Below are 14,379 nucleotides of genomic sequence, written 5' to 3'. Positions count from 1 at the left end.
GACGCCACCCGGGCGGGCCTGGAGGAGCGGATCGGGAGCGTCGAGGTGGGGCTGCGTGGGGAGATCAGCGGTCTCGACCAGAAGATCGACGCCACCCGGGCGGGCCTGGAGGAGCGGATCGGGAGCGTCGAGGTGGGGCTGCGTGGGGAGATCAGCGGTCTCGATCAAAAGATCGACGCCACCCGGTCCGGTCTCGAAGAGAAGATCGATCGTGTTCGGACTGAGCTGCGCAGCGAGTTCCAGGACGGGTTCGCCAGCCTGCGCACGGAGCTCAAGTCCGACATCCAGCATCTCGACGACCGGATCTACTCCCTGGGCGTCGGGCTCAAGCCGCTGGTCGAGCAGGCTCAGCGCGCCGAGGCCTCCTGAGACGGGGCTCGGCCCTTCGGCACCGAGCCCGTGCGTCCACTTGTCAGCCCCGCGACAAGTGAAGGTAACGAAACGATAACGGCGGGCCCCTGGAGGGCTCGCCAAAACCGCGTGTCGCCGATCACACCTAGCGTCTGACTCGGCGCCGACCTCCCCAGCGGACGGGGTCGACGCCGCCACTGTCCGAGAGTGCCCACCGGGGCGCCGGGCGCGGTCGTCAGAGAGTCGGAGGACGCATGGGCGGCACAGTCGAGGTGCGGGGGCTCACGAAGAGCTTCGGGAGCCAGAACATCTGGAGCGACGTGACGCTGACCCTCCCGCCGGGGGAGATCACCGCCCTGCTCGGGCCCTCCGGCACGGGCAAGTCGGTCTTCCTCAAGTCGCTGATGGGCCTGATCCGTCCCGAGGAGGGCGAGTGCCTCGTCAACGGCGTCGACATGGTGAAGGCGCGCGAGTCCCAGCGGCTCGATCTGCGCAAGCGGTTCGGCGTGCTCTTCCAGGACGGCGCGCTCTTCGGCTCGATGAGCGTCTTCGACAACGTCGCCTTCCCGCTGCGCCGCCACACCCGCAAGTCGGAGAAGGAGATCCGCCAGACCGCGATGGACCGGCTCGAGATGGTCGGCCTCGTCGGCCAGGAGCACAAGCTCCCCGGCGAGATCTCCGGCGGGATGCGCAAGCGCGCCGGCCTGGCCCGCTCACTGGTGACCGACCCCGAGATCATCCTCTGCGACGAGCCCGACTCCGGCCTCGACCCGGTGCGGACGGCGAACCTCGCCCAGCTCCTCCTCGACGTCAACGCCCAGACCGACGCCACGATGCTGGTCGTCACCCACAACATCGAGCTGGCCCGCACGCTGCCGGACAACCTCGGCATGCTCTACCGCCGCCAGCTGGTGATGTTCGGCCCGCGCGAGGAGTTCCTCTTCACCGACCACCCGGTGGTCTCCCAGTTCATGTCCGGCGACCCGATCGGGCCGATCGGCATGAGCGAGGAGGTCGACCACTCGACGACGGACGACTACGAGGCCACCGACCCGACCTACCCGGGCGGCACCGCCACCTTGGTCCGCCCCGGCGCCCGCGCGATCGAGGTCCTGCCCAAGCAGCTCCTGCCCAGCGGTGGCATCCGGCGGGCCAGCGCGGAGCGCCACGCTGACCGGCTCGCGTCCGGCGCCGCGCCGCTCTACGTCGTCGACGACGACGAGGAGGCCGACCCGGTCCGTCCGATACGCCGCCCCGACCCGGTCAGCCGCGCGCTGACCCAGGTCGGTGAGCTCTTCGCGCTCGCGCTCGACACGCTGCGCGCGATCCCGAAGCGGCCGTTCCCGGCGAAGGACCTGCTCGAGCAGTTCTGGTTCGTCACCAGCGTCTCCTGGATCCCGGCGATGCTCGTCGCGATCCCGTTCGGCGCGGTCATCGCGCTCCAGCTCGGCACGCTCACCGTCCAGGTCGGCGCCCAGTCCTTCACCGGCGCGGCGAGCGTCCTCGCGGTCGTGCAGCAGGCCGCGCCGATCGTGACGACCCTCGTCATCGCGGGCGCCGGCGGCGCCGCGATCTGCGCCGACCTGGGCGCGAGGACGATCCGCGACGAGATCGACGCGATGAAGGTCATCGGGATCTCACCCGTCCAGGCGCTGGTCGTGCCCCGCGTGCTGGCCTGCGTCTTCTCCGCCGTCCTGCTCAACGGGCTGGTCTCGGTCGTGGGCGTGCTGGGCGGCTACTTCTTCAACGTCATCGTCCAGGGCGGAACGCCGGGCGCCTATCTCGCCTCCTTCACCGCGCTGGCGCAGTTCTCCGACCTCGTGGTCGGCGAGGTCAAGGCACTGATCTTCGGCTTCCTCGCCGGCGTCGTCGCCGCCTACCGCGGCCTCGGCACCAAGCCCGGCCCGAAGGGGGTGGGCGACTCGGTCAACCAGTCGGTCGTCGTGACGTTCCTGCTGCTCTTCTTCGTCAACTTCGTCGCCACCACGCTCTACCTCCAGCTGGTCCCCGGGAAGGCGGCCTGACATGACCGACCAGCCACTGCCCGCCACCCAGGCGATGCGGCCCAAGCGGCACCAGCCCGTCGCACGCCGCAAGCGCGCGTGGGAGAAGCCCGTCGACTCCCTTGCGCAGGTCGGCGCCGACCTGCGGTTCTACGGTCGCGTCGTCGCCGCCATCCCACACACGATCAAGAACTACCCCAAGGAGATCCTGGCCCTGCTCTCCGAGGTCTCCTTCGGCTCCGGAGCCCTCGCGGTCATCGGCGGCACCATCGGCGTGATGGTCGGGATGTGCCTCTTCGTCGGCACGGTCGTCGGCATGCAGGGCTACGCCGCCCTCGACCAGATCGGCACCGCGACCCTCAACGGGTTCATCTCCGCCTACTTCAACACCCGCGAGATCGCTCCGCTGGTCGCGGCCCTCGCGCTGTCGGCGACGGTCGGGGCCGGCTTCACCGCGCAGCTCGGCGCGATGAAGATCAACGAGGAGGTCGATGCGCTGCGCGTCATCGGCGTCCCCGCGGTGCCCTATCTCGTGACCACCCGCGTCGTCGCCGGCTGCATCGCGATCATCCCGCTCTACGTGATCGGGCTGCTGACGTCGTACGCCGGCTCACGGATCGTGACGGTCTACTTCCGCGGCCAGTCAGCCGGGACCTACGACCACTACTTCCATCTCTTCCTGCCACCGCTCGACATCCTGCTGTCCTTCATCAAGGTGATGATCTTCGCGATCCTGATCATCCTGATCCACTGCCGGCTCGGCTACCGCGCCAACGGCGGCCCCGCCGCCGTGGGCGTCGCGGTGGGCCGGTCGGTGCGGCGCACGATCGTCACCGTCGCGATCCTCGACCTGCTCCTCTCGCTCGCGATGTGGGGCTCCACGACGACGGTGAGGATCGCGGGATGAGGCGCGCGCTCGACGCCGTCCTCGGGATCGGCTACTTCGCCTTCCTCGTCGCCTTCGTCGCGGTGGCCGTGCTCGTCTACGACAAGGCGTTCGTCGACCGCACCCAGGTCACCTTGGTGACCTCGGTGATGGGCAACGCCCTGCAGAAGGGCTCCGACGTCAAGCTGCACGGCGTCCCGGTCGGCACGGTCAGCAATATCACGCCCGACGGCACCGGTGCCCGGCTCACCCTCGACCTCGACCCCGACGTGGCCGGCAGGCTCTCCACCAAGACCAGTGCGCTGCTGCTGCCCAAGACGCTCTTCGGCGAGCGGTACGTCGCCCTCGAGCCGCCCACGTCTGCGACCGGCACCCCGGCCGGTCTCCACGACGGCGACCTGATCCACCAGGACGCCTCGGCGCGCGCGGTGGAGCTGCAGCAGGTCTTCGACAAGATGATGCCGGTCCTGCAGTCGCTCCACCCGGACAAGCTCGCCGCCACTATCGGTGCCCTCGCGACCATGCTGCGCGGCCAGGGCACGGAGATCGGCGACGCCATGTCCAGCTGGGCGGACTACCTCCACAAGCTCAACCCGCTGGTGCCGCAGATGGCCGACGACTTCGCCGAGCTCGGCACCGTCGCGAGCCAGTACGCCGACGCCATGCCCGACCTCCTGGACGCGCTCGACACGATGACCACGACCTCCCGAACCCTCGTCAAGGAGCGCACCGACCTCAAGCAGGTCTTCGCGAGCGTCATCGACGCCTCCGACACCAGCCGAGGCTGGATGGACGCCAACTCCGGCACGATCCGGATCCTCTCCTCCCAGAGCCGCCGAGCGCTGGACGCGGTGGCGCCCTACGCCACGGAGTTCCCCTGCCTGTTCAAGGCCGCGAAGGACTTCATCCCGGTCATGGACAAGAACCTCGGCAAGGGCACCGACGAGCCCGGGATCCACGTCGTCCTCAACGTCGAGCCGTCGCGTGGGAAGTACGTCGCCGGACGCGACCGTCCGACCCACGTCGCCGACGCCGAGGCGCGCTGCCCCTACGAGACCGGCAAGACCGGTACGACGGCGGCACCCGCCGCCCGCCGTACGACTGACCAGCCGGCGACCATCCCGGCGCCACCCAGCGCCTCGGTGGACCAGCAGCTCGCGCAGGTCTCGGGCGGCCTCGGCCAGGCCAACTCGCCGGCGGAGAACCAGCTGATCGCCGAGCTGATGGCGCCGTCCGCGGGCGTCGCGCCCGCCGACTACCCCCAGTGGGGGAGTCTCCTGCTCGGCCCCGTCCTGCGCGGCACGGAGGTGATCCTGAAGTGAAGCTCACCCTGGTCAAGTCGATCGCGTTCACGCTCGCCACCGTGCTGGCGACCGTGATGCTCGCCGCGGTGATCCGCAACCAGACCTCCGGTCCGAACCGCACCTACACCGCGCTCTTCACCGACGCCACCAGCCTCAACAAGGGCGACGACGTCCGCGAGGCGGGCGTCAAGGTCGGCACGGTCTCCGATATCTCGGTCACCGACGACAATCTGGCGAAGGTCACGTTCACGGTCGCCAAGGACGCCCCGCTCCCGACCGGGTCGACCGTGCAGCTGCGGTTCCGCAACCTCGTCGGGCAGCGCTACGTCGCGCTCCAGCCCGCCGACGGTGACGGGCCGAACCTCCCGCCCGGCTACCGCTTCGACACCGACGAGACCAAGCCGGCGCTCGACCTGACGCTGCTCTTCAACGGCTTCCAGCCGCTCTTCAAGTTCCTCAACCCCGACGACGTCAATGCGCTCTCCAGCGAGGTCATCGCCGTCTTCCAGGGCGAGGGCCCGACGGTGGAGGACCTGCTCAGCAGCACCGCCGACCTGGCCTCGACCCTCGCGGACCGCGACCAGGTCATCGGTGAGGTCATCACCAACCTCAGCTCGGTGATGAAGACCGTCGACACCCATGCCGACCAGCTCGGCACCACCCTGCAGACGATGGAGCAACTGGTCAGCGGCCTCGCCAAGGACCGCACGACCATCAGCAACACCATCGGCGGCCTGGGCGAGCTGACCACCAGTGTCTCCGGGCTCCTGGAGAAGGGCCGCGCCCCGCTCAAGGCCGACATCCGCGACCTCGGCCGGCTCTCCGGCAACCTCGCCGACGCGGAGCCCGAGCTCGACGCGTTCTTCGAGAACCTGCCGACGAAGCTGGACAAGATCGGCCGGACCGCCAGCTACGGCTCCTGGCTCAACTTCTACGTCTGCTCCATCCACGGCCGCATCCCGAGGCCCGAGGGCTACTACGGCGATCTCGGCGCCAACCCCGTCGCACAGAGGTGTCGCTGACATGTCCCGCAGCCAACGTCACTATCCGCGGGCCTTCGCCGAGCGGAACAAGGTCGTCATCGCCGTCGTCGCGCTGGCGGTGCTCGTCACCGCCTTCGTCCTCACCATGAAGGCCGAGTCGCTGCCCGTCATCGGCGCCGGCGACAGCCACGAGGTCTACCTCGCCGAGGCGGGCGGCCTGAAGAAGGGCAACGAGGTGCGGGTCGCCGGCGTCAAGGTCGGCAAGGTCACCGGGATCGCCCTCGAGGGGGAGAAGGTGAAGGTCACCTTCCGCGCCAAGGGCGTCCACCTTGGCGACCAGACCCGGGCCTCGGTCAAGATCAAGACTCTCCTCGGCCGGAAGTACCTCGCCCTCAACCCCGCCGGCACCGCGCCGCTCGACGGCCCGATCCCGCTGGCACACACCACGACGCCGTACGACGTCAACGCGGCGTTCGAGGACCTCTCCACCACGGTCGGCAGCATCGACACCGACCAGCTCTCCCGGAGCCTCGACGTGCTCTCCGACGCGTTCAAGGACACGCCGGCGTCGGTGCGCTCGATGGTCACCGGCCTCACCGCGCTGTCCAAGACGGTCTCCAGCCGCGACAAGCAGCTGGCGAGGCTCTTCGACGAGAGCACGAAGGTCACCGACACGATCGCCGACCACGACACCGACCTGGCGAGCCTCGCCGACAACGGCGACAAGCTGCTCGCCGAGCTCGCCACGCGCCGGAAGGCGATCCACCAGATGCTCGTCGGGACCAGCAAGCTCGGCACCCAGGTCCGCGGCCTCATCAACGACAACGAGAAGCAGCTCGCGCCGGCACTGGCCAAGCTCGACAAGGTCGCCAAGATCCTCAACGACAACCAGGACAACCTCGACACGTCGCTGCGGATGCTGGCGCCGTACTACCGGATGCTCGCCTCCGCGATGGGCAACGGCCGCTGGGCCGACGCCTACCTGTGTGGCCTCTTCGACGACACCGGGGCGCCCGTGCTCGACAACGACGTGGTCCGCAACTGCCACCCCGGAGGTGCGAAGTGAGAACCCTGCGCCGTCTCCTCGTCGCGGCGGTCGTCGTGGTCGTCGTCGGGGTCGCCGGCTCGGCGGTCGCGAGCGCCTACCGCGGCAACACGACGACCTTCAGCGCGCTCTTCAACTCGACCATCGGGCTCTACCCGGGCTCCGACGTGGAGATCCTCGGGGTCTCCATCGGCCACGTGACGAAGGTCGAGCCCGAGGGCGCCAAGGTCCGGGTCACGATGGAGCTCGACCACGGTCAGGCCGCGGCCGCCGACACGGCCGCCGTCGTGGTCGCTCCCACGCTGGTCAGCGACCGCTACGTCCAGCTCACCAAGCCCTACACCAGCGGACGCAAGCTCGCCGACGGCGCCGTCATCACCGCGACCGCCGTGCCCGCCGAGATCGACGACCTCTACGACAGCCTCGACGACCTGACCAAGCAGCTCGGTCCCGACGGCGCCAACAAGACGGGGGCGCTGTCGCGGTTCCTGAGCGTCGCGGCCGACAACCTGCAGGGGAACGGCACGGACATCAACACGATGATCAACCAGTTCGGGAAGGCCACGGGCACGCTCGCCGACTCCGGCGACGATCTCTTCGCCACGATCGGCAACCTGGAGAAGATCAGCAGCACCCTCGAGCAGCACGACAGCTCGGTCGCCGGCGTCAACAAGCAACTCGCCACGGTCAGCAAGTATCTCGCCGACGACCGGACCGACATGGCCGCCGCCGTCCGCAACCTGTCCGGCGCGATGGCCGACCTGCAGTCGTTCATCAAGGACAACCGGAGCAAGCTGCAGACGAGCGTCACCAACCTTCAGGGGCCGACCCAGGTCCTGGTCAAGGAGAAGCAGGCGCTCGCGGAGACGGTCCAGACGATCCCGCTGGCCCTGCAGAACTTCCTGGCGGCCTACGACGCCGGCTCCAACACCATCTCGGGGCGAGGCGACCTCAACGAGCTCACCCTGTGGAGCAAGGACGGCCTCACCGCTGCCACCTCCGACAGCGCGCCGCCCACGTTGGTGCCCGGCGTGACCGACTCGACGGGGGCCGACCAGTGAGCGCCCGGGCGCTGACGCCGCGTCGCGTCGCTGCGGGTGTCGCCGCGCTGGCCACCGGCGCGCTGGTCTCGGGCTGCTCGCTCTCGGGAGCGGTCTACAACGCGCCGCTCCCCGGCGGCGCCGACGTCGGCGACCACCCGATCACGCTGAGCGCCGACTTCACCGACGTCCTCGACCTCGTGCCGCAGTCGGCGGTCAAGGTCGACGATGTCGCCGTCGGCCGAGTCTCCAAGATCAGCCTCAACCCCGACGGCCACAGTGCCCACGTCACGCTCGTGGTCAACGGCGACGTCGATCTTCCGGTGGGGACGTCGGCACGCCTCGACCAGACCTCGCTGCTCGGCGAGAAGTACGTCGCCCTCGTCCCGCCGACGCAGTCGACTCCGACATCCGTGACGGCCGGGACGTCCGTCACCGCGGCGGATGCCGGCGCGATGCTGCAGACCGGTGACCGCATCCCCCGCGCGCGGACCTCCGAGGCGGTCGACATCGAGCAGCTCTTCGGGGCGCTCTCGCTGGTCCTCAACGGTGGTGACATCGGGCAGTTCCAGGAGATCTCCCGCGAGCTGCAGAAGGTCGGCAAGGACCGGCCGCAGGAGATCCGCAGCTTCCTGACCGAGATGAACCGGTTCGTCGCCACGCTCGACGACCGCAAGAGCGCCATCACCGGCGCGCTCGACGGGCTCGACAAGCTGGGCAAGGTCCTCCACCGCAACGAGGGCAAGATCGCCACGGCGCTCGACGGACTCAGCCCCGGCATGAAGGTGCTGGCCGACCAGCGCCCGCAGCTGGTGAAGATGATGAAGAGCCTCGACCGGCTCTCGGGGATCACGGTGAAGACCCTCCACGCCTCCCAGCAGGACATCGTCGACGACCTGAAGCGACTCGACCCGATCCTCACGCAGCTCGCCGACGCCGGCAGTGCGTTGCCCGACTCGTTGCAGATCCTCCTGACCTATCCCTTCCCCGACTCCGTCCTCGGCGCCATCAAGGGCGACTATTTCAACGTCTTCGTGACCACCAACTTCCGCACGCTGCCGGCGAACTGTGCGGAAGAGGGCTGCGCGTGGCCCCAGGTGGGCAGCGGGTCGGCGGAGACCGAGACATCCGGCTCTGCTCCCGACACATCTCCCTCCGATGTGAAGCAGGATGACTCGGTCCCGCCGACCTTGCTGCAGGCCACCGACTCCGCGCTGCCCGGCCTGTCGAGCTCGTCCGTCGCCGTGCCCAGCGGCACGCCGTCCGGCTCGTCCTCCTCGGCCACACCCGGCTCCTCGGGTTCGTCGTCCGGTGTCGGGTCGACGAGCGGTCCCTCCGGGACGTCGTCGTCGGGTGGTGGCTCGCCGAGCGGCTCGGGCTCACCGTCGTCGTCAGACTCGCCGGGTGCCTCCGGCTCGCCCTCAGGCACGAGCTCATCGAGCGAACCGTCCGCCTCGTCGGCCTCTGCCGAGAACCCCGAAGGAGAGTGACGCGGTGCTGACCCGTGGGATCAAGTTCAAGCTCCTCGCCTTCGTGGTCGTGGGCCTGCTCGCGACCGCCTACCTCGCCGCTCGCTATGTCGGCATCGACCCGGTGAACTCCGGCTACCACGTCACCGTCACGCTCCCCGATGCCGGCGGGCTGTTCACCAACGGCGAGGTCACCTACCGCGGTGTCCCGGTCGGCCGGATCGAGAGCCTCAAGGCCACGTCGGACGGGGTGACCGCGACCCTCCGGATCGACGCGTCCGCCCCGCCGCTGCCCGCCGACGTGAGCGTGAGCGTCGCGGACCGGTCCGTGATCGGCGAGCAGTACCTCAACCTCGCCGGCCGCAGCACCAAGGGCGCCCACCTGCGCGACGGCGACCGCCTGACCGCCACCGCCGCCGATCTCCCTCCCGACATCAACGATCTCCTCAGCGACGCCAGCGACTTCGCCGACTCCGTCCCGACCAAAGACCTCGAGACGGTGCTCGACGAGGGCTATGACATCGCCCAGGGCACCGCCGCGGACGACCTGCGCCGGCTGCTCACCACCTCGCAGACCTTCCAGAAGCAGGCGGACGACAACTTCCTCGCCTCCTCGGCGCTGATCAAGAGCTCCGACACCGTGCTCGCGACCCAGGCGCGCTCGTCGGCGAGCATCCGCAGCTACAGCTCGGACCTGTCGCTGCTGGCCCGCACGATGGCCGACTCCGACAGCGACCTGCGCACCCTCCTCACGCGTACGCCGGGGTCCGCCAACCAGCTCACCCAGCTGGTCAAGGACGTCGGGACGCCCATGGGCCTGCTGATGAACAACCTGGTCCCGACCGCGACCACCTTCGGTGACAATGCCGCCGGGATCCGCGACACGATGGTCCGCGCACCGGAGGCGTTCAGCATCGGCTGGGCGATCAGCGGCTCGAAGGGGATGAACATGGGCCTGATCCCGACCTTCTTCGATCCGCTTCCCTGCACCCAGGGCTACGCCGGCACCCAGATGCGCACCGGCCTCACCACCACCGCCGGAAAGCCGCTCAACCTGCAGGCCGGCTGCACCACCACGAAGGGCAACGTCATGGGTCCGGCCAGCCTCGGCGCGTCCTCGACATCCACGAGCACGGCAGACAAGGTGAAGGCCAAGGTGACGGTCCCCGACTCGCTCGCCGACCTGATGGGAGGTCAGCAGTGAACATCCCCCCGACCGCGGCCGCCGCCAGCGAGGAGCACAGTCGGATGACCGAGGAGCACGCCGAGGCGCAGAACCAGGACGACGGGCGCGCCGGACCGACGCTCACGATCGTCGACCGCGGCGAGGGCGCCGGGCCGCGCCGGCGACACCCGCTCCGCCTCGCCGCGCTGCTCCTCGTGGCGTGCGCGGTCATGGTCGTCGGACTGGTGACGTGGCACCGCGCGGCCCACGACCCGACCACTGATCGTGCGCAGATGAGGGACGCGGTCCTGATCGCCGCCACCCGCCACATCGAGACGCTCAACACGCTCGACTACCGCCACGTCGACGATGGGCTGGCCGCCTGGCGCGCCGTCACGACCGGCACCCTGCGTGACCAGCTCTCCGGAGTCGACGCCAGCGAGCGCAAGCTCCTCGGCCAGCAGAAGACGATCACCAAGGGCCGCGTCGTCGACGCCGCGGTCTACAGCCTCGACGACGACACCGCCACGGTGATCGCCGCGGTCGAGGTCACGGTGACCGACGCCAGCAAGCCCGGGAAGGAGCCGACCGTCAAGCGGAACCGGTTCAGCGCCGACCTCGTCCGCGTGCACGGCCGGTGGTTGCTCGACAACCTCCAGCAGGTGGCGGTGAACCTGTCATGACCACGCGTCTCCTCGCTCCCGTGTCGGCGGTCGCCGCCGGCGTACGCCGTGACGTCGTGCGCACGAGCGTGGTCGTCCTCGCCGTCCTCCTGCTCCTCGTCGGCGTGTTCGGCCTTTGGCGCGCCCACGCCGACAACGCGGCCCCCGCCCGGCAGAACCACGCGCTCACCGACGCCGCCACGACCGCTGAGGTGCAGTCGTCGGTCACGAGGTCGCTCCAGCAGATCCTGACCTACGACTACACCGACCCGGCGGCCACGAGGACCGCGGCCGCGCAGGCGTTGACCGGCAAGGCGCGCAGGCAGTACGACGAGCTGTTCGCGGCGCTCCAGAAGCGCGCACCGCACCAGAAGCTGACCCTCACGGCCACCGTCCAGGCGGTGGCCGTCAAGGAGCTCACCGATACCTCGGCGACCCTGCTCGTCTTCCTCGACCAGACCTCGAAGCGTGCCAGCGACAAGCAGGCCAGCGCCTCCGCCGCCCAGCTCTCGCTCACGCTGACGAAGGTCGACGGCGCCTGGAGGATCTCCAGCCTCGAGCCGCTGTAGGGCGCGGGCGGCTCGCCGTGCCGGCGCGACCCGTGATGACAACACAGCGGCGTTAGGTAAAGTCGCACCGGTCGCCACGACGTATGGCGGGACAGCCGGCGGAGCATTCGCCGGAAAGCCCACAACTCGGTCGCGGAGCCGACCGGTCTGGAGTCAGTGCAGATGTCGAAGAGACGCCGGGTCGTCTCCGGGTGCGCCTTCCTGATGCTGAGCATGATCATCGGGACCTTGGCGTGGGCCGGCCCTCAGCAGGTCGCGAGTGCCGCGACGAAGGGCTACCACGTCACCCCGGGACCGATCTTCAACAGTGCCTCGGGGCCCAACAGCGCGAAGTACGCCATCAACAACCACCTCAAGGGCGCGATCAACCACGCCCCGCACGGCAGCACCATCCGGATCATGTCGTGGAACATCATGAGCCGCGCGGCGACGGACTCGCTGCTGCGCGCGCAGAGGCGCGGCGTCCGCGTGCTCGTCCTGATGGACGCCTCCAACTGGTCCAACGACGTCCCCAACCCGCAGTTCAGGCGGCTCAAGAACGGCCTCGCCGCCGGGAACAAGGGCCGCGCCGCCAACCGGAAGAGCGTCGCGAAGGTCTGCCACGGCTCCTGCCGGGGCAGCAGCGGCTCCGCGCACTCGAAGATGTATCTCTTCTCCTGGAGTGGCAAGGACGCGAAGATCGTGATGGAGGGCTCGGCCAACTTCACGCTCGCGGCGGCGACCAACCAGTGGAACGACATCTTCACCTGGGTCGGCAACACCAAGCTCTACAACTTCGCGGTCTCGATCTTCGCCCAGATGTGGCACGACAAGAAGGTCGCGAACCCGTGGCAGTACCGCACCGTCTCGCCGTTCACGCTGGCCTTCTCGCCCGAGAGCGGCAACCGGTTCCACGGTGACCCGGTGACCAAGGCGCTCAGCGCGGTGAAGTGCACCGGCGCGAAGAACGGCAACGCCAACCATCACACCGTCATCCGGTTCTTCCCCGACGTGATGCGCGGCAACCGCGGTCTGCGCAACGCCAAGCAGCTCAAGTCGCTGTGGAACGCCGGCTGCGACGTCAAGGTCGGCTACACCGTCATGAGCTACAAGGCCCACCAGGTGCTCACCGCCGCCGGCAAGCGCGGCCGGGTGCCGCTCCACCACATGGCGGCCGACAACAACGGCGACGGGCAGTTCGACAAGTACTTCCACCTCAAGTCGCTCACGATCAACGGCGTGATCGGCTCCAACCGGAAGGCCTACCGCCTGATCCAGGGCTCGTCCAACGCGTCCGGCCTGTCGACGATCTCCGACGAGAACATCGCGACGATCACCAAGCCGCGCTCGGTCCTCCGCTACCAGGAGCACATGAACTACTGGTTCAACCACGCGCCGAAGGCGCCGGCGTACGCCACCGGTGGTGCCGGTGCGGCCGCCCGTCTGACGACGCCGAACGCCGTCGGCTTCGCCCGGCTGCGTACGCCGCAGGGCACCCGCGCCGCCGCGTCCGATGGCTACATCGCCCCCGGCACCAAGGTCGTCAGCCCGCTGACCGGCAAGGTCGTCGACCCGTACGCGCTGATCGACTCCGACTGAACGACGCCGATCGACACTGATCGACACGCCTGACCGGCCGCCGGATCCCCGCCCTCGTGCGTGGGCTCCGGCGGCCGGCGTACGTGGTGCTGGATTTCTTCAGCAACCGCTCAGGCCCGTATTGGCATCGAGGCGCAACCTTGTGCCGCACGCGTAGTGGACGCGTGCGGCACAAGGAGGCCAGCGATGTCCAAGCAGATCTGCTATCACGGCTGGAGCTTCGACGCTCGCGACGAGAAGCACCCGGCGCGACACGTCGCCGACGTGCGCCACCGGTGCGGCCTCCCGCCCGGGCACGACGGCACCTGTGTCTGCCGGGAGTGCGGGCAGAGCCCGCAGAGCTGAAGACACGCGGTTGGCCGGTCCGGGGCGGACGGTCGGCGGCGTAGGACGAGCCTGGATCTAAGGTCGGAGCGTGAAGTTCTCGCTGTGGCCGAACGCCGGCCGTCGACCCTCGGAGATCCTGGACGCGGCCCGGCAGGTGGACGACGCCGGGTGGTACGGCGTCTGGGTCGCCGATCACTACATGCCCAACACCGGTGACGAGTCCCGGGCGGCGGGGGAGATCCACGAGGCGTGGGCACTGCTGCCGGCGATCGCCGCGGTGACGGAGCGGGTGCGCGTCGGGACGCTGGTCTCGCCGACCTCCGTCCACCATCCCGCCGTGCTCGCCAACCGCGCGGCGACCCTCGACCACCTCTCCGGCGGCCGGATGGTGCTGGGCCTCGGCGCGGGCTGGCAGGTCAACGAGCACGCCGCCTACGGCATCGACCTCGAGCCGCCGGGCGCCAGGGTCACCCGCTTCGAGGAGGCGATCCGGATCGTGCGGTCGCTGCTCACCGAGGACCGGACGACCTTCGCGGGGAAGGTGTACGCCATCAGCGACGCCCCGTGCGACCCCAAGCCGGTGCAGGAGCAGCTGCCGATCCTGGTCGGCACCAGCAGCCCGCGGATGCTGAGGATCACCGCCCGCCACGCGCAGGAGTGGAACACCTGGGGCACGCCCGAGGTCGCGGCGGAGCGCCGCGCCGGCCTGGTCGCGGCCTGCGAGAAGGTCGGCCGTGACGTGGCGACCATGCACTCCTCGGTCAACGCCCTCATCGACCTCGACGGTGAGACCCCAGCGACCGGCCGGGCGATCCTGACCGGCTCCGCCGAGCAGCTCGTCGACCGGATGGGCGCCTACGCCGAGGCCGGCTTCGACGAGTTCATCCTGCCGGACGGCAATCTCGGCGACACCGCTGCCGAGCGGAGTGACCGGGTCGCCCGGATCAAGGCCGAGGTCATCGACCGGCTCTGACTCGACGAGCGGCGAGCGGCTCGA

The 14,379-nt window shown here is 69.6% G+C and carries 14 protein-coding genes; all 14 read left to right on the top strand.

Annotation, left to right across the window (positions count from 1 at the left end):
• On the top strand, positions 1-369 hold a 369-nt coding region (locus AB3X52_RS01090; RefSeq protein WP_367990848.1), incomplete at its 5' end, for a hypothetical protein.
• A gap of 236 nt (positions 370-605) precedes the next feature.
• Positions 606-2,375, top strand: a complete 1,770-nt coding sequence (locus tag AB3X52_RS19395) for an ABC transporter permease (RefSeq protein WP_437440520.1) — start codon at positions 606-608, stop codon at positions 2,373-2,375.
• A 1-nt stretch (position 2,376) separates the two neighbouring features.
• Positions 2,377-3,261, top strand: coding sequence for an MlaE family ABC transporter permease (locus AB3X52_RS01075; protein WP_437440519.1), 885 nt, complete (start codon positions 2,377-2,379; stop codon positions 3,259-3,261).
• Positions 3,258-4,562, top strand: coding sequence for an MCE family protein (locus tag AB3X52_RS01070; protein WP_367990847.1), 1,305 nt, complete (start codon positions 3,258-3,260; stop codon positions 4,560-4,562). The genes AB3X52_RS01075 and AB3X52_RS01070 overlap by 4 nt, the downstream gene beginning before the upstream one ends.
• Complete coding sequence (locus AB3X52_RS01065) at positions 4,559-5,566, top strand: MCE family protein (RefSeq protein WP_367990846.1); 1,008 nt, start codon at positions 4,559-4,561, stop codon at positions 5,564-5,566. The genes AB3X52_RS01070 and AB3X52_RS01065 overlap by 4 nt, the downstream gene beginning before the upstream one ends.
• Before the next feature lies 1 nt (position 5,567).
• A complete protein-coding gene (locus AB3X52_RS01060; protein ID WP_367990845.1) occupies positions 5,568-6,593 on the top strand; it encodes an MCE family protein in 1,026 nt (341 codons plus the stop codon).
• Positions 6,590-7,633 (top strand): MCE family protein, encoded by a 1,044-nt coding sequence (locus tag AB3X52_RS01055; RefSeq protein ID WP_367990844.1) that lies wholly within the window; start codon positions 6,590-6,592, stop codon positions 7,631-7,633. The genes AB3X52_RS01060 and AB3X52_RS01055 overlap by 4 nt, the downstream gene beginning before the upstream one ends.
• Positions 7,630-9,102 carry an MCE family protein gene (locus AB3X52_RS01050; RefSeq protein WP_367990843.1) on the top strand — a complete coding sequence of 491 codons (1,473 nt, stop codon included), beginning with the start codon at positions 7,630-7,632 and terminating at the stop codon, positions 9,100-9,102. Before AB3X52_RS01055 ends, AB3X52_RS01050 begins: the two co-directional genes overlap by 4 nt.
• A 4-nt stretch (positions 9,103-9,106) precedes the next feature.
• Complete coding sequence (locus tag AB3X52_RS01045; RefSeq protein WP_367990842.1) at positions 9,107-10,285, top strand: MlaD family protein; 1,179 nt, start codon at positions 9,107-9,109, stop codon at positions 10,283-10,285.
• Positions 10,282-10,929, top strand: a complete 648-nt coding sequence (locus AB3X52_RS01040; protein ID WP_367990841.1) for an Rv1363c family protein — start codon at positions 10,282-10,284, stop codon at positions 10,927-10,929. Before AB3X52_RS01045 ends, AB3X52_RS01040 begins: the two co-directional genes overlap by 4 nt.
• Positions 10,926-11,477, top strand: coding sequence for a hypothetical protein (locus tag AB3X52_RS01035; protein ID WP_367990840.1), 552 nt, complete (start codon positions 10,926-10,928; stop codon positions 11,475-11,477). The genes AB3X52_RS01040 and AB3X52_RS01035 overlap by 4 nt, the downstream gene beginning before the upstream one ends.
• 162 nt (positions 11,478-11,639) lie before the next feature.
• Positions 11,640-13,055: a phospholipase D-like domain-containing protein gene (locus AB3X52_RS01030; protein ID WP_367990839.1), complete on the top strand. Its 1,416-nt coding sequence runs from the start codon at positions 11,640-11,642 to the stop codon at positions 13,053-13,055.
• Positions 13,056-13,241: 186 nt separating this feature from the next.
• Positions 13,242-13,400 carry a hypothetical protein gene (locus AB3X52_RS01025; protein WP_367990838.1) on the top strand — a complete coding sequence of 53 codons (159 nt, stop codon included), beginning with the start codon at positions 13,242-13,244 and terminating at the stop codon, positions 13,398-13,400.
• A 70-nt stretch (positions 13,401-13,470) separates the two neighbouring features.
• Positions 13,471-14,355 (top strand): LLM class flavin-dependent oxidoreductase, encoded by an 885-nt coding sequence (locus tag AB3X52_RS01020; protein WP_367990837.1) that lies wholly within the window; start codon positions 13,471-13,473, stop codon positions 14,353-14,355.
• The last annotated feature ends 24 nt before the right edge of the window (positions 14,356-14,379 follow it).

Source organism: Nocardioides eburneus (genome assembly GCF_040838215.1).
GTDB classification, from domain to species: domain Bacteria; phylum Actinomycetota; class Actinomycetes; order Propionibacteriales; family Nocardioidaceae; genus Nocardioides; species Nocardioides eburneus.
The sequence above is the reverse complement of the archived record's forward strand: the minus strand, read 5'-3'. Positions and strand labels throughout refer to the sequence as shown.